This window comes from Lysinibacillus mangiferihumi (assembly GCF_003049665.1).
In the GTDB taxonomy this organism is placed as follows: domain Bacteria; phylum Bacillota; class Bacilli; order Bacillales_A; family Planococcaceae; genus Lysinibacillus; species Lysinibacillus mangiferihumi.
On sequence record NZ_PYWM01000009.1, the window covers coordinates 56,503 to 82,196 of the forward strand.

Annotated in this window: 24 protein-coding genes and 1 riboswitch; of the genes, 19 read left to right on the forward strand and 5 right to left on the reverse strand. The window is 35.3% G+C overall.

All coding sequences use genetic code 11. The features are described from left to right. Positions 1-51 precede the first annotated feature (51 nt). Together C9J37_RS10585 and C9J37_RS10590 are read right to left on the reverse strand one after the other, a co-directional pair. Positions 52-3,849, reverse strand: coding sequence for an S-layer homology domain-containing protein (locus C9J37_RS10585; RefSeq protein WP_107895310.1), 3,798 nt, complete (start codon positions 3,847-3,849; stop codon positions 52-54). 107 nt (positions 3,850-3,956) lie between these two features. Continuing rightward, on the reverse strand, positions 3,957-4,685 hold the full coding sequence (locus tag C9J37_RS10590) for a DUF4430 domain-containing protein (RefSeq protein WP_107895311.1): 729 nt from the start codon (positions 4,683-4,685) through the stop codon (positions 3,957-3,959). A 170-nt stretch (positions 4,686-4,855) separates the two neighbouring features. Continuing rightward, a riboswitch (cobalamin riboswitch) is annotated at positions 4,856-5,052 on the reverse strand. A gap of 554 nt (positions 5,053-5,606) precedes the next feature. On the opposite strand from C9J37_RS10590, the gene bluB reads away from it, so the two are divergent. Both bluB and C9J37_RS10600 read left to right on the forward strand, forming a co-directional pair. Beyond that, entirely contained in the window at positions 5,607-6,248 is a 642-nt protein-coding gene (gene bluB / locus C9J37_RS10595) for a 5,6-dimethylbenzimidazole synthase (protein WP_107895312.1), read from the forward strand. A gap of 203 nt (positions 6,249-6,451) precedes the next feature. Beyond that, positions 6,452-6,988, forward strand: coding sequence for a GNAT family N-acetyltransferase (locus tag C9J37_RS10600; protein ID WP_107895313.1), 537 nt, complete (start codon positions 6,452-6,454; stop codon positions 6,986-6,988). A gap of 381 nt (positions 6,989-7,369) precedes the next feature. Here the strand turns inward: C9J37_RS10600 and C9J37_RS10605 are convergent, their stop codons facing one another. Next, entirely contained in the window at positions 7,370-7,900 is a 531-nt protein-coding gene (locus C9J37_RS10605) for a hypothetical protein (RefSeq protein WP_107895314.1), read from the reverse strand. Positions 7,901-8,484: 584 nt separating this feature from the next. Here C9J37_RS10605 and C9J37_RS28935 point away from each other — a divergent pair. Continuing rightward, complete coding sequence (locus C9J37_RS28935) at positions 8,485-8,634, forward strand: hypothetical protein (RefSeq protein WP_235617083.1); 150 nt, start codon at positions 8,485-8,487, stop codon at positions 8,632-8,634. Positions 8,635-8,802: 168 nt separating this feature from the next. Here C9J37_RS28935 and C9J37_RS10615 read toward each other — a convergent pair whose 3' ends face one another. Both C9J37_RS10615 and C9J37_RS10620 read right to left on the reverse strand, forming a co-directional pair. Next, positions 8,803-9,600 carry a dihydrodipicolinate synthase family protein gene (locus tag C9J37_RS10615; RefSeq protein WP_107895315.1) on the reverse strand — a complete coding sequence of 266 codons (798 nt, stop codon included), beginning with the start codon at positions 9,598-9,600 and terminating at the stop codon, positions 8,803-8,805. A 171-nt stretch (positions 9,601-9,771) separates the two neighbouring features. Further along, entirely contained in the window at positions 9,772-10,320 is a 549-nt protein-coding gene (locus tag C9J37_RS10620) for a cupin domain-containing protein (RefSeq protein WP_107895316.1), read from the reverse strand. Between the two features lie 304 nt (positions 10,321-10,624). On the opposite strand from C9J37_RS10620, the gene C9J37_RS10625 reads away from it, so the two are divergent. From C9J37_RS10625 to C9J37_RS10700, 16 genes are all read left to right on the forward strand, one after another. Further along, positions 10,625-11,539 (forward strand): LysR family transcriptional regulator, encoded by a 915-nt coding sequence (locus tag C9J37_RS10625; protein WP_107895317.1) that lies wholly within the window; start codon positions 10,625-10,627, stop codon positions 11,537-11,539. Positions 11,540-11,779: 240 nt separating this feature from the next. Beyond that, positions 11,780-12,193, forward strand: a complete 414-nt coding sequence (locus C9J37_RS10630) for a DUF6892 domain-containing protein (RefSeq protein ID WP_107895318.1) — start codon at positions 11,780-11,782, stop codon at positions 12,191-12,193. Between the two features lie 334 nt (positions 12,194-12,527). Continuing rightward, a complete protein-coding gene (locus C9J37_RS10635; protein ID WP_167397297.1) occupies positions 12,528-13,070 on the forward strand; it encodes a sigma-70 family RNA polymerase sigma factor in 543 nt (180 codons plus the stop codon). Continuing rightward, positions 13,048-14,052 carry a DUF4179 domain-containing protein gene (locus C9J37_RS10640; RefSeq protein WP_107895320.1) on the forward strand — a complete coding sequence of 335 codons (1,005 nt, stop codon included), beginning with the start codon at positions 13,048-13,050 and terminating at the stop codon, positions 14,050-14,052. Before C9J37_RS10635 ends, C9J37_RS10640 begins: the two co-directional genes overlap by 23 nt. A 441-nt stretch (positions 14,053-14,493) precedes the next feature. Next, positions 14,494-14,634, forward strand: coding sequence for a hypothetical protein (locus tag C9J37_RS28940; protein WP_235617084.1), 141 nt, complete (start codon positions 14,494-14,496; stop codon positions 14,632-14,634). A gap of 217 nt (positions 14,635-14,851) precedes the next feature. After that, positions 14,852-15,418, forward strand: coding sequence for a TetR/AcrR family transcriptional regulator (locus C9J37_RS10650; protein ID WP_137067794.1), 567 nt, complete (start codon positions 14,852-14,854; stop codon positions 15,416-15,418). A 57-nt stretch (positions 15,419-15,475) separates the two neighbouring features. Further along, positions 15,476-17,332 (forward strand): alpha/beta fold hydrolase, encoded by a 1,857-nt coding sequence (locus tag C9J37_RS10655; RefSeq protein WP_107895322.1) that lies wholly within the window; start codon positions 15,476-15,478, stop codon positions 17,330-17,332. A 475-nt stretch (positions 17,333-17,807) separates the two neighbouring features. After that, entirely contained in the window at positions 17,808-18,584 is a 777-nt protein-coding gene (locus C9J37_RS10660) for a GNAT family N-acetyltransferase (protein WP_107895323.1), read from the forward strand. A 146-nt stretch (positions 18,585-18,730) separates the two neighbouring features. Next, positions 18,731-18,964, forward strand: coding sequence for a cold-shock protein (locus C9J37_RS10665; protein WP_107895324.1), 234 nt, complete (start codon positions 18,731-18,733; stop codon positions 18,962-18,964). Between the two features lie 344 nt (positions 18,965-19,308). After that, entirely contained in the window at positions 19,309-20,871 is a 1,563-nt protein-coding gene (locus C9J37_RS10670; protein ID WP_107895325.1) for a glycoside hydrolase family 10-like protein, read from the forward strand. 428 nt (positions 20,872-21,299) lie between these two features. Next, entirely contained in the window at positions 21,300-21,626 is a 327-nt protein-coding gene (locus C9J37_RS10675; RefSeq protein WP_107895326.1) for an ArsR/SmtB family transcription factor, read from the forward strand. After that, positions 21,619-22,677, forward strand: a complete 1,059-nt coding sequence (gene arsB / locus C9J37_RS10680) for an ACR3 family arsenite efflux transporter (protein WP_107895327.1) — start codon at positions 21,619-21,621, stop codon at positions 22,675-22,677. The genes C9J37_RS10675 and arsB overlap by 8 nt, the downstream gene beginning before the upstream one ends. Positions 22,678-22,689: 12 nt before the next feature. After that, positions 22,690-23,109 carry an arsenate reductase (thioredoxin) gene (gene arsC / locus C9J37_RS10685; protein WP_107895328.1) on the forward strand — a complete coding sequence of 140 codons (420 nt, stop codon included), beginning with the start codon at positions 22,690-22,692 and terminating at the stop codon, positions 23,107-23,109. A 1-nt stretch (position 23,110) separates the two neighbouring features. After that, complete coding sequence (arsD, locus tag C9J37_RS10690) at positions 23,111-23,470, forward strand: arsenite efflux transporter metallochaperone ArsD (protein WP_107895329.1); 360 nt, start codon at positions 23,111-23,113, stop codon at positions 23,468-23,470. A 1-nt stretch (position 23,471) separates the two neighbouring features. Then, positions 23,472-25,241, forward strand: coding sequence for an arsenical pump-driving ATPase (gene arsA, locus C9J37_RS10695; protein ID WP_107895330.1), 1,770 nt, complete (start codon positions 23,472-23,474; stop codon positions 25,239-25,241). Then, the gene (locus C9J37_RS10700) at positions 25,238-25,519 is read left to right on the forward strand and encodes a Fe-S cluster assembly protein HesB (RefSeq protein ID WP_107895331.1); all 282 of its coding nucleotides are present in this window, start codon (positions 25,238-25,240) and stop codon (positions 25,517-25,519) included. The genes arsA and C9J37_RS10700 overlap by 4 nt, the downstream gene beginning before the upstream one ends. Positions 25,520-25,694: the final 175 nt, after the last annotated feature.

Below are 25,694 nucleotides of genomic sequence, written 5' to 3' on the forward strand. Positions count from 1 at the left end.
TATAAAAGATACTAACCCAAATGCTGTGGTCACTTGGGTTAGTAAGGAAAATTACATGATGCCTGCGATATTTAACGTACGTTTTAAAATTTTTGCTGTTTGTCCACGTGTTAGTGAAGCTCGTGGATCAAATGAACCATTCGGCTTACCTGTCATAATATCCAGGCTATTTAATAGCTCGATATAAGGTAAGTATTCAGCGCTAATATTGCTAGCGTCGGTGAAGTTAACCTGTCCAGTGGCTTTCACATCAGCATTTAAATATTCTAAAATGCGTGCCATAAATGCCGCTGCTTGTTGACGTGTAATAGGTGCTTCAGGATTAAATGTTGAAGAAGTTGTGCCTTTTGTAATACCTGCCTCGAACAGAGCTTGAATATCTGTTGCATACCATTTGCCTTCTGTATCGTTAAATGGATTTTCACCTTTTGCCTGTAAACCAAGTGCACGGCTGATTAATACTGAAAATTGCGCACGAGTAATTGGTTTATATGGCTCAAACGTCTCTGGTGTAGTTCCTTTGATTACAAGACGGCTCGCTAAAAATTCAATTTCTTCTTTATTAGCTAAATGGGCAATATCGTTAAATGTTACTGTATTTTCTGTTACAACGAATGTACCACTAGTTTTTGTGAATAGAACAATTTCACCGTTCACAATTCTATGTGGGACTGGCTTGTATTCACTACCATCAAGCTGTAAAACGACCGTATTCGGTTTTAAATCGTTGGCAAGTAGCGTAACTTTTAAATATTCTTTATCTATAGTAATTGACTTTGTTTTACCATTAGTAGTCTCGATACCGAAATTGACAGTGAATTGTTTATTTTTAGTTTCTTGCGTTACCGAGGCAATTATTTGCTCACTTTCTGCAAGCTTAATTCTAGTAAATATAGAAGTTGGAATTTCTATTTTGAAATTATTTTTGCTTTGAATAACAAACTTTTGAACATTCTTTTCAAGATATTCTTGAATATGTTTGGATGTAATAATTGCTTTGTTACTTCGATCTTCAATAGTAATTTCAGCAACTGGGTTATCTACATTTCCTTTGTTTTCTTCCTTTCCTTTGTTTTCTTTGTTCATTTCTTCAGTGCATTGCGCTTCTACGCCTGTACAATTCTTTTCTGTCTCTTTGCAATTTTCTGTATTTTTATCCTTGCATTTTTCTTTGTTTTCTTCAGCTGGAGTTCCGCTTTTTTCGCTTCCATCTTCTACATATCCACCGACATCTTTACCTAAATCGGTCGTATAAAGCCATTCAACTGAATCACCAGGGGATAGTGTGTAAAGTGCCGCAGAATAAGAAGGGTATTGACCATTTACACGATACATCCAACCACTTAAAGGACCGCGGTCAAATTCATAAACACCCGCAATTCCGTCAATATATGTTCCATATTCTGTTTGACGATAGCTTAAGGCAACACCGTTTTCCGATGTTACTCGTTTTAAAACGTCAAAAGCAGTTTCACCAGCAAATAATTTAGTTGATGTTGATTTTAATGGCACTTCAGAAGACGAAATTCGAATTGAGAATGTCGTATAACCAATTTCTTCATTATCAGAAGGTTGTCCATCAGGGTTAGAGGGCTGATTTCCTTTATCCTCAGGGTTGGAAGGTTCTTGTCCATCGCTTCCATTGTCAATATCTCCTGGATTATTTCCGGTATTATCTGACTTTGTATCTGACATATCGTAAAGCGCAGTTTGATTATTTAATAAACGGTTGTATGCTGCTAATGTATAGCCAACCTGAACCGTTGCCATGCCGTTTGCTTTGTTTTCGCTTAATACATGTTTAAAGCCACCATCTTCTGAGCTATATGTCATGATATTAGAAATGACTTTATTAAAACGATTATCGTTGTTAGCATTTATCCCTAAGCTTGCTAGAGCAGTCACAACCTGTGCTGCACTTTCAGCATTTTCGAAGTTATCTGACTTATATCCGCCATTAGGTAATTGAATAGCTGCTAATGTATCAATTGCACGATTAACGGCTGTTTTTACTTCTGCATTACTTTGATAATATGGAGCGAGTGATTGAATTACCATTGCAGTGATATCAGGGTCAGCTTCAGTACCAGAATAGGCAAAGCCACCATCGTTTAATTGTCTTTGTAAAATATATTTAATTAATTTTTCACGTGTTGTTGTAGCTGTTTTAGGTAATTCAAAGTCCCATGTATCTAGTGCAATTAAAGTGAAGACGGCAGAGTTGATGCCTTGACGTGTAACAAAATTAAAATCTGTTAATTTTTCAACTAAATTATAGCCAGCGACATTTGTAGGGTCCTTCCCGATAGCTGTAAGAGCTATTATTACCCGAGAGTAATCTGTTGCTTGGGAGGCTAGAACTCCACTATTTGATTTTACATGGCTCTCTATATTTTTATAATATTTCCTATAATAACCATTTGATAAATCGACATAACCACCACGTGCTAGTGTTAAAATAGTCCACTCTGATTGATAGAGAGGCTGCGGTGAGGTTGATACTAAATATTGACCAACAGAGTTGTAGGCTTTAATCGTTGTTGGCTTCAATTCTACTAATCGCTTTTGTAAAGCATCTAGCTTATCATAATTTGATACTGATTGTTTTTCTTGAGCTGACAAATTATCATAGGCTTGTTGTGCTTCACTAACTTTCAAATGATCCGCCCATGTAACCGAGTCTATAGGGGGGAGCACGTTAATTTTGAATATAACGTCTTGAATCCGAGGGGCTGTTGTGAAAGTGTTTTCTTTATCTACAAGCTCTTGATAATTATTTATTTTAGTTTTTTGATTTTTATCTAAGGCATTGTATGTTGTCCGAGCTTCTTCTAATTGTTTTTTTGTTACCTCATCAGCAATCTGAATTGTTTCAGGAAGAGAATCAATTAAATATATAACATATTCAATTTCTTTATCTACAAGGTATTGGTAATTTGTTACATTTAATTTTTGCTGTGCTGGTATTCCTTTGTATATTTTTCGAGTAGTTTTGAATAGTGTACCTAACTCTTCATTGCTTATTTCTAATGTCGAAATAGTAGAAATTAAAAGTCCGACGTATTTCAGTTCCTTTTCTATTAAGGTAGCCTCTATTTGTACTAGTTTCTTTTTTTCATTTAGTAGTAAAGCGTTCCATTTCGTACGAGCATTTATTAATTGTTGAGCAATTGTTTCATCTAATGTATCAAATGAAGAAATAGAATTAATGAAGGCTTCCACCAGTTGGCCTTCTTTTTCACCAAGTTTTCTATTGTAATTACTTATTAATGCTTTTTTCTTTTGATCTAGTGTTAATGCACTATATGTTTTACGAGCTGCTGTTAATTGTATATCTGTTACCTCATCAGCAACTATAATTTCTGGAAGGTTATTCACCAAATTTATAAAGTTTTGTTCTTCAGGTGTAATAACATATACATCAATTATCTTAGATACTTCACCAACTTTTACGTTAATCTGAGCATCCCCAATTGAAATTGCTGTAACTAATCCTTGATTGTCAACCGTTGTAATTGTAGGAGCACTCGATGACCATTCAACTAGGGTACTATCTTCTGTTGTTGAGCTAGCTACAGCAAGTTGCGATGTTGCTCCAATTGTTAAAAATAATGGTCCTGTGGTATTTAATTGAATATCACTAATTGTGTCCAGCCCATTCTCTAGTAATGGCGTAATAGTTGATTGTTCATTTGGATTGTCTAATTCTGTGTTATTTATGTCTGGAGTATTTTGTTCATATGTTTCTCCTTCAAGATGCTGTGCTTTGCCGGTAGCAGCAGGAGATAATAGCGAAAATATTAAAATAAAGATAATGACTAAATGTATTTGCTTTTTAAAATTATCCATTTGAAAACTCACTTCCTTTAGGGATGTTGCTAGTAATATCAAAAAAACAATAGTACTGAAAAAGTGCCTTTATTTAAAATGGATTCACTTTTTCAGTACTTAATTACTTAGTTACTTGGTGCTACGTCAATTGTTAATGGTTCACTTGCTGAATCACCAAATAGTGCATTTGCAGAGGCAGTAATCGAGATATTACCTTCTTCAGCTTGACCAGAAAATGTGATAACTGCTTGTTGATCTGTGTTGACAGTAATTGATTGAGCTGTTAGCGCTGTAGTACCTGTGTTAATTGTCCAATTAGCGATATTAGAGGCATTTGTTAGAAATAGGTCACCCGTTAAATCCACAGTAACCTTTGGATTTATTTCTCCAACATCCACAGTGCTAGCAGTGCCCAGCTTAGCCCATGTCGTATAATAAATATGAACTTTATCATCGGGCTCTAATTTATAAGCATCTAAACCAACAGTTGGGCTAATACCATTTACAGTGTATACCCAACCATCCCAACCATTTAAGCTGCCACTAGCTCGCCCATCAACGGATTCAAGATAAGGACCATAGATAGGATGAATAGTAACTATATATGGAATACCGTTTGCTGTTAATGTATTTTCCATTAGTGATAATGCAGTAGTGCCAGTTGAGGCAATCTCCGTTGTTGCTGGTAGGATGGAGCCATATAAACCGTCAACAGATAATTGGACATCGAATGTTGCAGTTTGTACCTTTTGATTTGTAGGTTGTAATACTGTTGCACTTGCTGTCGGTGATAATAGCGAAACAACTAAAAGAAAAGCGAACGCTACATGCCACCATTTTTTAAAAGTAGCCATTTTGAAAACCTCCTAATTTTATTGTAGTGAAAGTTCTTGCAATTAACTCCAATAAAAAAGATGCTTCTCTATAAAAAGGGAAGCATCCAAGGTAAACAGAAAAGGAGCACAATAAAATAATATGCCTGTCCATCTATTTGCCGTAAGTTCTCCTAGCTTCCGAAGAGAGTTAATACGATGGAATAAAGGCAGGTCTCCTGGCTCGTGTATCCTATTCAGAACCTTCCCATCTACTGGGGGCATTTTTCCCCGTTTGACAGTGGTATTTTCTGTAGTCATCTACACTTACAGTTGCGGAAACAGCTTCGGCTTTGCACCGAATTCCCTATTAAGCTCTTAAAAGAGCACCTTTATTCTGCAATTGCTATTCACTTGATGATTAGTTTAACATATTTTCCTCATTTTCCAAATAGTTAAATAAAAAGGAGGGATTTTCCTATGGGGTTACCTCCATCAAATAACCAGCTTTATGAATTCCTTAATAATTTTTTGTGTATACAAAATGTCAACTAATCTATGTAGGGGTCATGCCGACAAAACGCGAATTTTATACGTTAAGAAAATTTGCAGATGAAAAAAGCCGGTATTCCAAATGATAAGGAAATATCGGCTTTTATTAGTAGTAAAAAATAGTGCAAAAAATGCAGATCACTTGTACATTATTGTTTTCAATCCGTTTGGACTACAGAATTTCTAATTTTCCTAACGAGTGGTCAGGAGCAAATTTTGTAGTCGAAAATGTGGTAATCGATTTGAAGAATGTTAATCCGAAGTAAGAAGGGGTGGAGTCAGATTTATGCGGATATTCAACGATAAGGACACGCTTTTGGTGCATTTTTACTTCAACTTACGTGGCAGAATAATGAAAAATCAGTTAATATTAAAAATAGACATTTTTGTAAAGAAAAAGGAGAGATATTTATGTTTTCTAATGAAGAAAGAGAGTCTATTTATAAAGTTATTTATAATAGGAGAGATATTCGAAGTTTTTTATCAACCCCTATCCCTGAAAACATTATACATAGAATATTAAATGCAGCTCATCATGCACCTTCAGTAGGATTTATGCAACCTTGGAACTTTATTTTGATTTCCACTGACGAAATTAAAGAAAAATTGGCTTGGGCTGCAGAAAAAGAAAGCCGAGCATTAGCTATTCATTATGATGGGGAGAAAAAAATGAAATTCCTTGATTTGAAAATTGAGGGCTTAAAAGAAGCTCCTATAACAATTTGTGTTACATGTGACCCTACAAGAGGAGGTTCCCATGTATTAGGACGAAATTCAATTCCTGAAACAGATATTTTATCAACAGCCTGTGCTATTCAAAATATGTGGTTAGCAGCTTGTGCTGAAGGACTTGCGATGGGGTGGGTAAGTTTTTATAAAAAGAATGATATTAGAGATATTTTAGAAATACCACCACACATCGATCCCATTGCTCTTATATCAATCGGTTATACTGAAAATTACCCGGAAAAGCCCATTTTAGAGTTGGCTAATTGGGAAAAAAGACGTTCTTTAGAACATCTTATTTTCGAAAATAGATGGGGACAAAACTAAAGACTTATTAATTTATTAGGGTGCGTTAATTGAACAATGTTGATTTTCATGGGCAACTCTTTTTTCTTTATTGAACTTAACGAAGTAGTTGAATTAAAGAAGAACTTATTAATAGACAGCCAGAATAATATAAAGATGTGTTAAAAAAGGGGGGTCAAACTCGCTACCTTTACATATCTAGAAAATTACGGGGGGTAGTTATAATGGCAGTTACTTATTGGACAGGAAAAAAACTTACACTACGAGCTATTCAACCTGAAGATATCATAATATTTGAATCATTAGATGACGAGATTCTACGAAATATGGACTCACTTTATTTTCCTCGTTCAGCTGAAAGAATGAGAGAATGGGTAGAAGGACAATTGGAAGAGGTCGATGAATTCCGTTTTATTGCAATTGATAGAGACAATAATATTGTTGGTATAATTGAAACATTTGATTGTGATCGAAAAAATGGAACCTTCGATTATTATTTAGCTGTATTTGAACCATACAGAGGTAATGGGTACGCTAAAGAAATGATTCTTATGGTTCTTCGTTTCTTCTTTTTAGAGCTTTCTTATCAAAAAGTGAATGCAACTGTTTATTCTTTTAATACTCCATCGATGCACTTGCATGAGAAGTTAGGTTTCCTAAAAGAGGGACAACTAAGAAGTATCATTTTCACCAAAGGATTCTATTATGATGGTATTTGCTATGGAATGACAAGACAAGAATTTGACATGAAATACGCATAATATTTGTATTTGTAAAAAATATTTTCATGGGTAGTTTTGAAACACAAAAAAGCTATGTATTCCTTAAAGATTGTAAAGCAATGTACTTAAAGTAACGGAGGCTTCGTATTATATAGTTCAGCCAGAAATTTCTGGTTGAACTTTTTTATATGGATTTAATCTATCAGTAGCTGTTCAGAGACAACTAGTGCGCCTACGTTGGACTCCAAGAACAAGTAACTACGTGTTTTTGTTAAATATAGAAAAAAAACCTGTGTTTATTACACATAATTTTTTTGACTTCATGATCCATGTATTTTTCACCCAAACAGTATTTTGTAAAGGATTTGAGACAAGAACTCCACCAATACTAATGTGTTGCTCACTGTTGGTAAGGAAAGACTACATGCCATTATTACATAATAGGCAACCATGACAAGATAGAAGAACTTTATGGTTCGAACATTTTGGGAAACCAATTGGTATTGTAGGTTCCTCATCTGACTCGTCTGTAACCCAGTAAGTGTAATAACTCCCATCTACAAATTCTTCATGAAAATTAGTTATTAATAAACATAAATGATTTAAAATCCTTACTACCATGTACTCATTTGGGGTGTAATTTAAATCTTCCCATCTGCATTTATTAATTGCACCATCAATAACTGACAACAAAAATCTCTTTAGCTCGATAAAATCCCTTTTCGTCCAAGGCATCTCACTAATGCTAAAACCCACAGTTCCAATACCTACAACTGATTGATCTCTTTGATTCAACCAAACGATAAACTCTTTCTCTCTGGCTGTTACTGCTAAGTCTGACCCACTTAATGCTAGTACATCGAGAAGCACATTAGTGGCGCCATTGGACATAGAGAGTGACTCAACAATTTTTTCATCGCAATTGTCACATAAAGTTATTGTGTTTCCCATGTAAATGATCACCTCGTCACTATTACATACAAATTATACCACGTTATACTGCCCGTTAGAGTTATATGAATCATATTCCTAATTGGAGTCACGGATACTGTCAGAAGCGTAATTACTCTAAAGCTTTCTCGCCAAGAGGAGGAAAAAACACGAATGTTTAAACGACCTTTTACTTTATCTTGGATTACCAAAAGCGTAATACCCATCTACTTTATAGTCATTTTCCCAAAACGGTTGCATAAGTATAACCTCTTTTCTTAATTATAACGCGGTAAAATATAGATTGGTATATAAATGGTAAATGACGTGATGAACTATATTATAAATCTAATGTAAGGAGCATAAATACATATGGCAAGGAAGAGAAAACGTTACCGAAAAATTTTCATGAACTAATTGAAGTAGATGATATTGCGGCATTACAAGAGGTATTTACAAAATGCGAGCTAGATGCAGATGGTGGTTATAGTAATATCGGATGAATTGGTTCGCTGGCTCGTGGAACAGGGGGCAAATATAAATGCGGGAGACAATTACATAAGATTGGCTTTACATAATCAGGCAATAAGTTGGCGAGGGAATATATGAATTGCTTCTTTACAGATATAGAAGCCTTGGATTATCAAAGCGAAACACCTTTAGTTGCTGCGGCTTCTTTTTTTACGTTAAACAAACGAGTACAGGGCGAGGCAAAATTAGATTTTCGTAACCGCCTAATCGGTCCTAATGAATAATTGAAACTCCCCCCTGACCAACTTCAGGGGAATTATTGAGTGACTAAGCATTCGCAGTCCATTTCTGTTTTGTACAGCATGAAGCCGCATTCTCATGTTGAAAAATGCGGCTGTTTCAAAAAAGTCGTTTGTTTAAATCAACTGTGTATAGTAGCTGGAAACTAGTTACTAATTAATGGGTGATCGACAAGGACCCACTTTTATACCAAGGGAATTGTAATGTTCTTTTATGTTGATAATGGCTTGATAATGTGTCACTTCGTCAATTAGTTGATTTATTTTATGAACGTCAACTGGTTTTTTCATTAGTAGGTCATTTAAAATTTGCTTGATTTCTTTAGGGTAAACATTTCCTACCATACTGGAGAGTCCATTGCAGCCACCGAGTATTTTTTCTATGAGGTCAACATCTCCTCCAGCAAACATAATGAAATCATCTGGTAAATGTGTATTTTTATGACGCTTTACATTGTACTCTTCTTTAAGTCCGATAAGGTTCGAGTGTTGTTGAGAAACAAGTTCATTCAGGGATTCAACACTTAGGTTAAATCCAGTTCGGGCAGGATTATTATATAGCACAACTTTTTTGGTTGTATGGCTTAGCAATTCATTAACATAAGCAATGGCTTGTTTTTGTGATGGTTGAATATAAAGTGGAAACTGGACAAGAATTGCATCAAAAACAGATTTCTCAAGTGCTTGAATAAGTTTTATCGCATCTCTCGTTCTCGCACCCGAAACACCAAACATAAGTTCAATATTTTGAAAGTCTTGCTTATTAAAGTAATCAATGATTTGCAATCGTTCATCAATGCTCATTGAATTTTGCTCACCGGTAGAACCAGATACAAGTAGTGACTCAATTCCGTTATTCTTTAAATGTTCAACAATGGGGTTGAAACCTTCTAAATATAAGCTTTCATCATCATGAAAGGGGGTTGGAATAGCAACATTTAGATTTTTCATCAATTATATCCTCCAATTATTTACCCAATAATTTTAATATAGAACCAACGTAATACCACCACTTTGTACGGATAAGAGGGAGAATTATCTCTCCACGCGTGCACACGAATCCGTACAAACTTATTGTAAGAGGTATGAGTAAATATTCATTGCTGGCAGGAGCTTTTTATTTTACTTTTCTGGTAAAATATCATTCTTATTAGTTATATTTTCTTTAACAACATGTTTTGCTCCTGACCCAACAGGTTCTTCCAAAAACCATGTCCCCATACCGGAGACAGTAGGTACATCCTGGATAGTATAAAGAACAGCATTTTCATGATCAGACGTATTGCAATGTTCGTGTGAAAGCCAAGCAGGAGATACAAATACATCGCCTTTTTCCCACTCAATTTTCTCGCCATTAATGATACTATAGCCTTCTCCTTCAAATACAATGAAGATAGCCAAATTACTGTGTTTATGTGGGTTATTATGTTCACCTGGCGCCAATACTTGTACCACTGCGTTTATAGTAGGGGTCACTCCGTATTTATCACCAGTATCTTTATTTACCAGTGATACTGCACCTCTGCCATCACCCATAAAATCGCTAGACAATGAATCATCTAATTGTGCCTTTATATCTGTTCCTTTCCAAATACAAGGACGAACAGTCGGCTTGGTACTTTTTTGTAAAAAATCTTTGTAACTAATAATATCAGTTCTTTTATCGCTCATTCTAATAACCTCCTAAATTTTTTGAGAACTTTTTAACCTTCCTGTGCTTCCATCGCCCCTATCAAATCTTAAAGGCACCTCCTTTCAGGACTAAGTGAATTTAAAAATTTCAATATGATACCTAGCAATACAGCGTTGGAAAGGTAAACCCACTTTATTAAATGCTGTTATAAACTGGGCTTGTAATTAACAGTTTAGGGCACCTCAAACCATAGTTCAATTCAATTATTTATATAGTAATAATAGGTTAAAAATATGATATAATACATATTGCCATAAATTGATTTATGAGGGGGACCCTAGAATGGAATTAAGACAACTTGAATATTTTCGTTCAGTATGCCAGGAACTTCACTTCACAAGAGCCGCAGAAAAGATTGGAATTTCCCAACCATCTTTAAGCCAACAAATTCGTTTATTGGAGCATGAGATTGGAGCACCTTTATTTGATCGAATTGGTAAAAAGACGGCACTTACAGAATCAGGAAGACTACTTTTGAAGTATACTCAGAATATTTTCCATGAAATAGAACAAGCACAAACAGCTATAAAGGAATTAAACGGACTCCAAAGAGGAAATATTTCTATCGGAACATTGTTAACAGTTGAAAACTACCTAATTCCACCGACATTACTTAATTTTCATCGTTTATACCCTGCTATTAAAATCTCTGTGTTTGGACTACGCACGGAAGACATTAGGATAAGCTTGTTAGAAAATAAATTGGATATAGGGATTGTTTTTTTACCTATGAAAGATAGAGAATTAGAATCGATTTCTTTGTACAAGGAGGAACTGGCTCTTGCGGTACCCAATGGGCATCCATTAGAGGAACAGGAAATGGTCCATTTAGATGTTTTGCGGACAACATCGTCCGTTTTATTTCCTGAAAACTACTTTTTAAGACAACTTATCAATAAATCTTGTAATGAATTGGGATTTCTCCCTCAGCCGGCTTTTGAAATAACAACGATGGAATCGTTAATTGACATGGTTGAAAAAGGAGTAGGAGTGACTATATTGCCTAAACCATATTTAGAGTGCCTTAGCAATAATAAAATAAGAGTCATTCCAATTCTAAATTCTAATCTTTCCCGAGAAGTAGGAATCGTCTATAGGAAAGATAAATATATGGGTGCAGCTACACGTATGTTTATTGAACAGCTAAAGGCCACCACGATTAATTTGAATTATAGAACCGATAAAGATACTGATTAAAGGTTACCTAGCTGAACCTAACGAGGTGGTGTTGCAATGGATAAAACGATAAAACAACAATGAATACTCTATACAAACCTAGTTAACATAAGGCCAATTATTTTGGGAAGTTCCGAATTGTTCATTTTTATCGTTTATACATGATTTTAAAGCAAAATGGATATTATAAAGGTTTTCACTTAACTATTGGAACTGGTTAGGTTAAAAGTAGAAGACAGAAATAAAATTGGAGGTAGGATAATGGATAAAAGTGGGATATTTAAAGATTTTAATTTTAAATTAATAGTAATTGAAGCGTTATTAGATAAAGAACCACTGTTTTTAGAGGAATTAACTGACTTAAAAAATAAATATTTAAATAGTTTTGAATGGTATTCTGGAAATGGTCCAATTGTTGAAATCCGGGAATATTTAGAAGAGTTAACTTTGGAAGCCGGTGACCTGGATAAGGTTAAGTACCTTTGCTTTGATGGAGGTAATGAAATCTATCATATCCTAAAGCCAGATTGGGATGGTGAGGATGATTTATTTGATGTAGTATCTGTTGAAGGTTTTCAGAATCTAAAAAATTTAAAAACAGTAGATTATATTTCAATGTGTTATCCAAAAGTGTTAGAGCCCTTTAAACAAGCTGGAATTGAAATTAATTATTAATGAAGGATATAATATTGCACTAACAGAGTAAGTTAGTTCACCATGTTAAAGGCAGCAATCATAAATCACTATCTTAATATTCTACAATCGGGCGCAATTGTGGAATAAGGATTAGCGCTCGTTTCATAAAAGGGCCATATTGTGGAATAAAAGATTTTTATGAAATGTCCACCAAACGACGCTTTAGGGACTTATCTTTGCTCAACTAACGCCGCATTTTATTTGAATAAAAGTGTTTAATAAGGACTTATTCATTTGAATATGTCTTTTTTATTTTAGAAAAGTGCATCTTTTTTTGATGGTCGGCTCTCTAATAGATAAGGTGGTGAACAGGATGACGGTTAACGAAAAGAAAGTGAAACAATCAATCAGAGGGGACCGGGAAGCACTGCTATTTTTACTAAAGCAAGAAAAAGACAAGCTTTATAGGACTGCTTATAGTTATGTTCGGAATGAGGAGGATGCTTTAGATGTTTTCCAGCAAACAGTGCTACTGGCGATTGAGTCCATTCATCAGCTACGAGAGCCAAAGTATTTCACGACATGGCTGATGAAAATTTGTATCAATGTATCGCTTGGTGTACTTCAAAAACAAAAGAACGTGATTTTAATTGATGAGTTAAAATTTCAATCTCTCTCCACTGAAATCGCAACATCTGATGAAAAGATGGACTTACTTGATGCTATTTATCGATTAGATGAAAAATATAAAACGGTTCTACTCTTAAAATATTATGAGGATTTGACTTTCGAACAAATAGCAAAGGTACTTGGCGAACCGCTTGGTACAGTGAAATCGAACGGCAAAAGAGGGTTAGCGAAAATTAAAAAGACATTGAAGGGAGTGTATATAGATGAACGAACAAAACCGATTTAAAGAGGCTATGAATGAAATTCCTGTTCCTTCTAAAGAATTAGACGCTATTTTGGCTGATGCTTTTCAGCAAGAGAAGAAGCAGCGGAAATTCCCTTTTAAACGAATGGTTAAATATACGGCTGCCGTGGGAATTTTATCGATTGGTCTAATTTCATCTGTTTATGTTTCACCTGCATTTGCTAACTTTGTTACACAAATTCCGATTATTGGTCAGGCATTCGACTATTTCATTTCACAAGAAGACTACTATCAAGCATATGAGGAGATCAGTACAGATATTGGTTTAGTTGAAGAAAGCAATGGGATCGAGATCATTATTGAGCAAGCATTTTACGATGGGAGTACGGTAACTCTTTCATATGTTTTACGAGCTGAAGAGGATTTAGGTTCATTTCCGACTTTTGAGAATATGCCAATGAATATAAGGAACGCAGGCTATGATGGGAAGTATGTGGACGGTGTTGGCTATGTTGGCATGATGACGGTATCCATGCGTGATAACCCGCAAGACAAAGTGAATATAATGTGGAGTCCTCAAGCAATTCATTCAGGAGAAAAAGTAATAAAAGGTGACTGGCATTTTGAATTTTCTTTAAACAAGCTAGAAGGAAAACAGATCGTAATTAATGAACAAGTAAAAAAAGAGGGGGTAACGGTCGAGCTAATCGATGCAATCAAAACAGATGTTAATTTAACGATTAATTACTTACAAGATATCGATCCTGCTGTTCATGAAAGATGGAGCTATGTTGAGGCTGAGTTGAGTGCGATTGATAATTTAGGCAATAAATATGAAGTGCCGTATAATGGTGGATCTGACACAAAGGGTGGGGATTCGAGTGAAGATATCACATGGAATGCAACAATTCATGGACTGGATCCCGAGGCAACATCAATTATGTTTTATCCATTCGCTCATGTAAGTAGTCAAAGTGATAATAAACGAATTGATTTCGAACCTATTACGATTGAATTAAATTAACTATTATCCTTTCATCTGGTTGGACGGTCAATTGATTAAGGCTTCAACAATTTCTAAGAAAGTTCAACAGCAAAATTCAAAGGCTTCTATAAAGGCAAGAAAAGGAGTTTATTTACGAGTGATTTCGAAGTGATAAATATTATAGAGCTATTGAGGGATTATCTTGAACAAGATTAAGCAATGCAAATTATCGTTTAATGTAGATTTCTCCAAGATTTATGAAAATTGTTCATAAGAGTGTACAACCTTAGCTGGTTGATATTATAACATAACAAAGGATAAAAAATGATATGGAGTATTTCTCCTTATCATTTTTTTATCCTGAAATGATTTTGTGGATAGTTTAGTCAAATTAGTTGGTAGCAACATCAAAGAACTACAGAAATTAAAAAACTCACTCAAGAAGAATTAGCTGAAAAATGCGGACTGCAAACTTCGTATTTGGCTGGGGTTGAAAGAGGAGATAGGAATATTATTCAGACCTTAGAAAAGATTACTGAAGGATTAAAAGAAACACCAAGTAATATCTTTAAGTTTGATACTCTAAATTTTGATAATAAGTATTTTGAAAAAAAGAGTTGATTATGATCTTACAGAATCTTTTAGAAGACAGAAGTGAAGCCCAAGTTCGCTTAGTGTATCCACCCAATCTTTTTGTCATTCTATACAAAAAATCTCTATGTGAAGTAAAAACAATTAAAGTATAGCTTTTTTAATCAATTTTTTATTAAACTAACAAAAATACTTGCAACATCTATTCTAGTACTATATAGTACTAATTATGACAAAAGGAAAATTAATGAATCAAAAACGTGTGATTGAAGTAGCTGCAACATTATTTTTAGAAAAAGGGTTTGCTTATACAAGCATGGATGAATTAGTTCGTGTAAGCAAAGTTTCAAAGTCTAATGTGTATTATCACTTTTCTAATAAGGAAGAATTGTTGGATGGGGTCGTCGATTATTGGATTGAAATGTATCAAGCTGCAATTGATGACTTACTATCTCAAAACCAATTATTAGTTGAAGATCGTATCCAACTGTTTTTAAAGCAATTATCACAAGGAGTACAGACGAGAGAATATAAGGGGGGCTGTCCATTTATTACGCTTTATATTCAAAGCCCTACAAATGCCTCAAAAGTAAAAGAAAAAATAGGTCTTTTTTTCGTAGGATTACAAACGAAAGTTTCTCTATTACTTAAACAAGGGGTAGAGAATGGTGAATTTAAAAAGACAATTAATATTGACGAGGTTGCATCTCTTTTTATTACAAATCTTGAAGGAGCGCTATTTATTTCAGAAACACTGAAGGATGCAACTGTAATCATGAAAACAGCAGATCATTTGTTTAACTTGCTTCGATAAAAGAAGCATTTTTTTTACACTAAATTAGTACTAAATAGTACTAAAAGGAGGATTTATATGAGAACAGTATTTTTAACTGGCGGAACAGGTTTTATTGGAAAGGAATTAGTGAAGGAATTAGCCAAAGAGCAGGTTACAATTCTTCTATTAGTGAGATCGAAAAGCAAAGCAACACGCATTTATCAAGAAAGAGGCATCTTAAATGAGGCAGTTATGCACTTTATTGAAGGTGATTTGACGAAAATAGACTTAGGTCTAAGTGCTGAAGATAAGGAGTGGGTATTGAAAACGGATGTGATTATTCATGCAGGAGGCCCAATGGATATTCAAGCGTCAAGCAAAGAGGCAGCTTCCGTATTTTTGAATGGTGCCAAACATATTAGTGAATTCGCTAAAAAGATCCATCAACTGAAGGGATTGCAACAATTTATTCATGTTGTAGGCTATATGAGTCCCTTTGATGATAAAAATGGCAAAATTGCGATAGATGTGTTTAAAGAAGGAAACAATTTTTTGAAAATAAAAAATCCATATGAGAAAACAAAGTTTTTAGCAGATCTTTATATCCGTCAGCAGGCATCAACAATAGGTTATCCGCTTTCAGTAATTAATCCACCAACTGTAGTTGGTAGTAGTAAAACAGGGAGTACGGAGCAAACAGGAGGCTTAGGCTTGCTTGTGATGAGTATGCGAAAAGGGCTCATGCCAGTGATTCCAGGAGGCAAGAAATATAGATTACCACTTATTGCAAACGATGAACTAGCAAAGTTTATTGTGCAGGTTTTCAGATTGGAGCAACCAACTATACAAACATATACACTTGTTGAAGATAAACAACATGATCAAAATATTTCACAATTATTAGACGCTATGTCAGAAAGTATGAATATGACTGCACCTAAAATCTCTGCCCCATTGCCATTTATGAAAGCACTTATGAATAGTGGCGTAAGCAAAATAACCCAAATTCCTGCTGATGGGCTAAACTTTATTACAAATCGAACATTTTCAAATGGTTCAGTGAAAAAGATTATGGGAAAAGATTGGTTTCAGGAGACAAATGTAATGAAATTTTTCCCAGCCGTAATAGCTGATCTGGATTATCGCATGATGTATCAAAATGGCCAGCACAGTCATTTATTTATACGAACATTATGTAATAATACTACCATTTACCAATCACAAGGAGAGGGTAAACCGTTTATTTTATTACATGGTTTATTAAGTGATGGAGAGGATTTATTTCCTTTAGGAAAAGAGCTTCATGAAAAAACGGGTCGACCTGTATGGATCATGGACCTTCCAGGTTTGGGACGCTCTCCTTTTAAACGAGAGAAAAATCTTTTAAATATCTATTTGAATGTATTGAAACAGTTATTGGAGAAAGCTACTACTGGTGCCCATCTAATTGGCCATTCATTTGGTGCGTATATTCTTTTGGAAGCATTAGTACAAAAATACATAGATAAGAAGTATACAATTACTTTACTTCAGCCACCTGTTGCTAAAAAAAAGGCTAAATCGATAAATGTTCCTCAATTTATGAACAAATGGACATTGAAATTGGCAACTACTAATTTGATAGAGCGTTATTTATTAAGTAATGGTTTATTTGAAAGTACGGAGAGCATCCCTGAACATTACATTGAAAAAATAAGTAACAGTTTTACTTCTCCTAGAATTTTAAATACTACCGTTCAGCTTAACAGTTTACTAATGAAAAACGTTCAAGGTGATTTCAATGAAGTAACAAAATATAATCTTCACATTATTTGGGGGGATTATGACAGAGGCTATTCTGCTCCTTCGCATCTTGGTAAGGTTGATTTTGTTCCATATGGACATCATTTTCCTCTTAACCATCCGAGTGAAACGGCTAATTTGGTAATAAAAAATAGTAGTACTAGCAGATGAGAGTGTATATCCGTATCCTAAGATAGTAAAATGCGAATTGAACAAAGTATTGCTCTTTATGCATGGCATGTAATTACCCTTATCTTGACAAAGGATAAAGACTTTTATTATGCGCTGGGAGAGTAATCGAGATGGGTAACGGTACGCGTTTCTGAATCTCGATACGTCTCATAGCTCTAATATTATTTTGAAAATTAGTAAATTACATCAGTTGAAGTATTAAGAAAAGATAAAGAAAGTTCAATAAAATGAGGTGCATAGACAGCTCCTTTTTCTTTATTGAGCTAAACTAGCTAATAGAAGGTTAATCGTTATTCAATTAAAGGGCGCGATTATGGAACAAGGAAAAGCGTCTTTTTTACGAAAAAAAGGTTGAGTCGAACGTCTTCTTTTGAAATAATTGGTACTAATCAATATGTTAATTAAAGGATTAAGATTCGTTAGAAAAGAATTTTTAAAATATAGGGGGGCGCCCATGGATAAAAATGAACTAATCACACTATTCCACAAAGAGCTTCGACAAGAGGCTCAAGTAAAAGGTTACATAAGAGAGGAAACAGAACATGTCGTGCGTCACGTTTCACAGTTTGGTGAAAAAGGGTTCATTGTCTCATCTAATGTAAACGAAAGTGATGTAAGAGAAATTATTAAGAACGAGTTAAACTATTTTAGTAACCTTGAGCAGGATTTTGAGTGGAAGGTGTATAACTACGACAAGCCTGCTAGTTTGAAAGATATTCTTGAACAAGAAGGATTCACAATAGATGACCGTGAAGCACTAATGGTCATGAAGTTAGATGAACAGCACCCCTTGCTTAATTATGACCGACACTTCAATTTAAAAGAAATAACAGATGAACAAGGCATTCAAGACATTATTGTGCTAGAAGATGCCATCTGGAATGTACCGCATGCTGAGCTGGGAGAAAGACTTTGGAGAGATAAACAGAATAATCCTGAATCCCTATACCTTTATGGAATTTATGAAGATGGGCAGCTTGTAAGTGCAGCTTGGATGTATTTAGAAGAAAACTCCTCCTTCGCCAGCTTATGGGGAGGTTCAACACTACCGTTGTTCCGAGGAAAAGGTTATTATACAGCACTTTTAGCTACTCGTGCAAAAAAGGCATATGAAAATGGGCATCCTTTCCTTACTGTTGACGCCAGTTCAATGAGTAGGCCTATCCTAGAAAAGAGTGGTTTTCTATGTCTTGCATACTCGTATGGCTGCCAGTCACCTTCTACCAAGTAGTAGAGCCTCTTACTTAAAAAACTAGCTAATAGAAGCTCATGTGTTATTCCGTTAAAGGGTGCGATTGTGGAATAAGCGTTTCTTTTCTTATTCAACTAACGGGTAGTTATATAATGACTTCACCTTATGAAATTGGAGGTTTTATAATGAGACATAACATTAAAGGGGTCTGTAAAATTTATCACGAAGACGAGGGTTGGGGATGGATTTCAATTGAAGGTGAGGATGACGTATGGGTACACTTTAGTAGTATTAAAATGGATGGTTTTAAATCACTTACTAAAGGTGACATAGTATCGTTTGACCTTGAAGAAAATCCACATTTAAAAGAACAATCACGTCGAGCTGTAAATGTTAAGAAACCCGTAAAATTCAACTAACGGGGTGCGTTAGTTGAATATTCGCTTTCCGAAATAATCAATCTTTTTATGGTCCACTTTATCACACAAACTTAACAATTGACCAAATGATTGGAAATGGAAATCACCAGTGAAGAGAGAATAATTGGGCATTTGTGGTATTATATAGTAAGCGAAGAAACAGAATAAAATTTTCCAACGAGCTTCGCAAACAATTGAAATCACAATAGGGGGTTCTGCCGACAAAATTTAGAAGGATAAATCAGTTCCTACTTTTATAGAATAGGCTGAAATGGTATTTACTTAGGTTATAGTAACAGCTAGGTTTGAATAGCTGAAAATTAAAAGGAGAGATTTCAATATTTATGTTTAAAAAATTTTTTGGAAAGTGCTTAGTAACTTTTTTTGTTTTACTTTTACTTATCCCTGTTTTTACAAATCAAAAGGCTACAGCTAATTCACTACCTCAAAATGAAATGCGTGCAGCGTGGATTGCAACAGTTTCTAATATTGATATGAAGGCAGGTATGAGTAAAACCCAATATACTCAATGGGTTCAAAGTACCTTAGACAAATTAAAAGCTAATAACTTTAATACAGTTATTTTTCAAGTTAAGCCATTAAATGATGCACTGTACCCATCTAAGCTTGCTCCATGGTCATCGTATATAACAGGCAAGACACAAGGGACCAATCCGGGTTTTGATCCATTGCAAATAATGCTGGACGAAGCACATAAGCGAGGATTAGAACTTCATGCTTGGGTAAACCCATATAGGGTCACGATGCCATCGCAAACTTTGTCTAATCTTGCTGCCGATAATGTAGCCCGTAAAAATTCTAATTGGGTAGTGAAATACGGTAAACAATACTATTTAGATCCTGGTTTGCCAGAAGTTCAAAATTACTTATTATCAACCATAGAAGAATTAGTAAGCAACTATGATATCGACGCTGTACATATGGATGATTACTTCTATCCTTATAAAATAAAAGGAGAGACTTTTCAAGATCAACAAACTTTTAAAAAGTATGGCGGCTCATTCAATAATATTGAAGACTGGCGCAGAAATAATGTTAATCAATTAGTCAAAAAGGTTTATGCAAGCATTAAGGCAATTAAACCACATGTTCAATACGGAATATCTCCGTTTGGAATTTGGCGAAACAAAAAGCAAGATTCTACTGGTAGTAACACGAATGGAATGAGTAACTACGATGATCTTTATGCTGATACAAGACAGTGGATTAAAGATGGAAGTATCGATTATATCGCGCCTCAAATCTATTGGTCTAGAAATCATAAAGCAGCAAATTACTCTGTTTTATTAGATTGGTGGGGAAGAGAAGTTCAAACGTACGCAAAAGTCCATCCTGTTAATCTATATATTGGCATGGCCAATCATAAAGTTGGAAATGATTCTGATGCTACATGGAAAAATAAGACGGAGCTTATCAGCCAAGTAATCGCCAACAGAGAAAATAATAATGTTCAAGGACAAATGCATTTTTCTCTAAGAAGTATTAACAATAACGCTCTTGGACATGCTTCTTATCTAAATCAGCAACTATACAATTATAAAGCTTTAACACCTTCGATTTATTGGAAAGACTCTGCAATACCTTTATGCCCAACTGATGTTAAATTGAGTAAAGAGTCTATCGGCATGAAGCTTACAATTTCAGATGAAAATAGTACTCAACCAAGGAAATATGTAATATATCGATTTGATGGAACAAAAGAAGGATCATATGAAGACGTTAAAAATATAGTGGACGTGGTTTATAACACACAAGGTACTACGATTTATGTAGATACGAAGGCAAATAAGAATAAAGTATACACATATGGTATAAAGTCTATATCTGCTACAGGTGTGGAAAGTAAAACTGCTTTTGTTCTAAAAGACGGAATTCCTTACCAGTAGCAATAGAGCCAACACCTGATCCTAAACACAAAAATCCATCAAACCCAATAACACCAAAGTCCCAGGAAAAACTTAAAAGTATTCCTGGGACGTTTATTAAAAAGGTGATAAGAACATATCAAACTGAAAAGTTTAATGGAAACAACCTCGTAACTATAGCTTACGAGGTTGTTTCCATTAGTTAAACGCAAAGGAACATTTAGTTGTCCTTATTGTAAAGCAGCTTTATATTCGGCCTGGAGATATAAATGGTACTTATTTTCTCATCAGTAAAATTTCCAAATTGGGCAAATATCTGTTGCATTTTAAAACATTAAATCATAATATAAGAATATAGCTATATTATGATTAATTCACCTATCTTTAAAGAGGTGATTTTATTTAAAAAAATATATAAGTAAATGATTATATATAAGGAGTGTAGATAAATGGAAAACACACTAATTGAAAAACAATTAAAGGCAGCAGCTGACTTGAATCGAATCAAATTACTTGCATGTATGAAAAATGGGGAGGTATGTGTATGTGATTTTGTAGATGTACTAGGCATATCACAACCAGCAGTTAGTCAGCATCTACGAAAATTAAAGGAGGCAGGCATTATTACTGAACGAAAAGTAGGGACTTGGAAGCATTATCGTTTAGTAGAGGATCAAACGCCACTGATGAAGGGCATTTTAGAACAAATTCAGCCTTTAAACGGGTGCAACTGTGGTACAAATTGTTGCCATGTAGGGGGAAATGATAATGAGTAATGAGTCTTTAACCAAACAGCTTTCTTTTCTAGATCGTTACCTTACCATTTGGATATTTGTTGCAATGGGGATAGGGGTTTTATTAAGTCTGACAATGCCCAATATTGGTGAAGCATTAGAGTCCATGTCTATTGGCACAACATCGATACCGATTGCTATTGGGTTAATTGTCATGATGTATCCACCTTTAGCAAAAGTGAAATATGAGGAAATGTGGCGCGTGTTTAAGGATTGGAAAGTGCTTTTACTATCACTTTTTCAAAACTGGTTACTTGGACCATTCTTAATGTTCTTTTTAGCCATCATCTTCTTGCGTGATTATCCTGAGTACATGGCTGGTCTCATTATGATTGGCTTAGCTCGTTGTATTGCCATGGTCATCGTGTGGAATGATCTAGCACGTGGGGACCGTGAATATGTAGCTGGCTTAGTTGCCTTTAACTCTATCTTTCAAATCGTGACATATTCAATCTTTGCTTACTTTTTCTTAAATGTATTACCTGGTTGGTTTGGTTTAGAGAATTTCAATGTATCCATTTCTATGTGGGAAATTACAAAGAGTGTTCTTATTTATTTAGGAATACCTTTTGCTGCAGGATTTCTGACTCGATGGATTGGTATTAAAACAAAAGGAAAACAGTGGTATGAAGAAAAGTTCTTGCCGAAGATTTCACCACTGACTCTAATTGCACTGCTGTTCACAATTGTGATGATGTTTGCTTTAAAAGGTGAGCAACTAGTGGAACTCCCACTCGATGTCGTACGAATTGCAATTCCATTATTTATTTACTTTGTTGTGATGTTTGCTGTTTCATTCTTCTCTTCACGTAAAGCTGGCGCGTCTTATCCTGTCACAGCAGCTCTTTCTTTTACAGCTGCAAGTAACAATTTTGAGTTAGCGATTGCGGTAGCAGTTGGCGTATTTGGCCTTCATAGTGGCGTGGCATTCGCCGCTGTTATCGGTCCACTTGTAGAAGTACCCGTACTCATAGGACTTGTATGGGTTGCCTTACGTTGGCAGAAAAAATACTTTAAAACCATTAAATTATAAGGAGCAATAAATATGAAAAATACACTTTATTTCTTATGTACAGGGAACTCATGCCGTAGTCAAATGGCTGAAGGATGGGCTAGAAAATTATTGCCTACTAACTGGATTGTAAAAAGTGCTGGGATTGAGGCACATGGCGTAAATCAAAATGCTATTAAAGCGATGGCGGAGGTAGGGGTTGATATTTCAAATCATACATCAGATTTAATTGATTTAGATACATTAAACAATGCAACATTAGTCGTTACATTATGCGGAGATGCCGCTGATAAATGTCCGATGACGCCAACTCATGTTCGTCGTGAGCATTGGGGATTTGAAGATCCAGCGAAAGCGTCCGGTTCAGAAGAAGAAAAGTGGGCAGTTTTCCAAAACGTTCGTGATGCTATAGGAAAACGTATTGAAAAATTTGTAGCCGAGGAGCTGAAGTAAATTGAAAAAAATTCATATCTATGAGCCAGCCATGTGCTGTTCTACAGGCTTATGTGGACCTTCTATAGACCCCGAATTATTGCGTATGTCATTTATAATGAATAATTTAAAGAAAACCAACTTTGAAGCTGAACGATTTAATCTGACTAACGAACCAAATGCTTTTGTAGAAAACGAAACAATCAATCAACTTTTAATGGCAGAAGGAATGGATGCCTTACCTGCAACGTTTGTGGATGGAGAATTGCTTTGTAAAGGGCAATATCCAACAAATGAGCAATTTTCACAGTGGTCAGGGCTTTCAGAAAAAGAACTATTACAAAAGCCGAAAGTACGTTTGTCACTAAAAGGAGATGCCTAAAATGGAACGCTTTACAAGAAGTCATTTCCCTGACACTCCTTTCCTGTTTTTCACGGGGAAGGGGGGCGTTGGAAAAACATCTGTTGCTTGTAGTCTATCAATAGCTATTGCAAATGAAGGGAAAAAGGTACTTTTAATTAGTACAGATCCCGCATCTAACTTACAAGATATTTTTGGTCAAACGCTTTCTAATAGTCCAACAAAGATTGAAGGCATAGACAATTTATTTGCGATAAATTTAGACCCTGAACAAGCAGCACAACATTACAAAGAGCAAATGGTTGGTCCGTACCGTGGAAAACTACCTGATGTGGTCATTCAAAATATGGAGGAACAACTTTCTGGGGCTTGTACAGTAGAAATTGCTGCCTTTAATGAATTCGCAACACTATTGACTGATACTTCTGTGATTGGAAATTTTGACACTATCGTGTTTGATACAGCACCAACAGGACATACTTTACGCTTATTACAACTACCTTCAGCATGGTCTGCATTTCTAGATGAAAACACGACTGGCACTTCATGTTTAGGTCCTTTAAAAGGGCTAGAACCACAACGAGAAGTCTATAAAGAGGCTGTTAATCGTTTAAAAGATGCTAACCAAACAACGTTAATGTTAGTGACACGCCCTGAAGAAAACCCTTTAAAAGAAGCAGCACGTGCTTCTCACGAGTTATTTGAAATTGGTATTCAAAATCAGACTTTATTAATTAATGGATATATGCGTAATGTCAATTCTACTGATCATATCGAAGAGGCTTTCATTGCACGTCAATCGGATGCATTAGCCAGAATTCCAGAAGAACTAAATCGATTTGAACATTTCTACTTACCGTTTGTACCGTACTCATTATCAAGTATTGAGCGTATGCAAGCATGGATGACCAATCAAGAAATTACACATACAAATGAATCAAGCGAAAAAACTAAGATTCCTGAAGTGGAAGAATTGATTGCTGATTATTTAGAACGTAAACCGAAACTGATTTTTACGATGGGTAAAGGCGGGGTTGGTAAAACAACGGTTGCTTCTTATATTGCCTTACGCTTAGCTGAAGAGGGTACTCATGTACATTTAACTACAACAGATCCTGCTGCACATTTAAATTGGACATTCGGTGACGAACAAGTCAAAAATTTAACGATAAGTCGAATAGATCCGAAAGTAGAAGTTGCAAACTATGAAGCTGAAGTGCTTGCACAGGCAAGTGAAACGATGAACGAAGAAGGTTTAGCATTTGTGAAAGAGGATTTGGCTTCTCCTTGTACAGAGGAAATAGCTGTATTCCGAGCATTTGCTAATGTGGTAGAAAATCATCAAGATGAGGTCATTGTTATTGATACAGCACCAACAGGGCATACGTTGCTGTTATTAGATGCAACGGAAGCTTATCATCGCGAAATAAGCCGTTCACAAGGGGATATTCCTCGAGCTGTTTCTAACCTGTTACCAAGGTTGCGTGATGCCTCTTATACGAGTGTTGCCATTGTAACTCTTCCAGAAGCAACACCTGTTTATGAAGCGACACGCTTACAGGAAGATTTGCAGCGTGCTGGATTATCTGTTGATTGGTGGGTTGTCAATCAAACCTTTTCTTCAATCCACACAACAAGTCCAATATTAATTCAAAAACAACAAGCTGAAAGAAAATGGCTGAATGAAGTACAATCCATCAGCAATAATCAATTCGTCGCCATTCCATGGGTAAAAACACCACCGGTTGGAACAAAAGGCTTACATGAACTAAAAGGAGAGAAAATCAAATGAAAATGAGTCCAGAAGGCAAACATTATTTAGAACAGGTAATAGCTGATTCAGAGGTTAAAACACTTCGTTTCTTTGGTATTGCAGGCTGCTGTGGGGTTAATTTAGGTGTAGGTTTAGAAGCACCAGCAGCAGAAGATGCTATTCAAACAATTGAAGGTATTGAAGTCGCAATTCATCCTGATATTGCACCACAATTAACAGATGTAACAATCCATGCAGAAGAAGAGAATGGTGAACACGGGTTAGTACTGGTAGGATACTCTCCGACATCTTGTTAATTAGAAGCCGACATGAATAGAGGCTACAAAAGTTTGCTTTTGATTTCTTCTTTAAAGGAGATACCAAACGCTATGACCCTCTACATGGTTACAAAGCATAACTATATTACGTCTAGCTAACTGCTAGACGTAAAAAATATATTTTATATAAGTAAATACTTATGTAATGACTAAA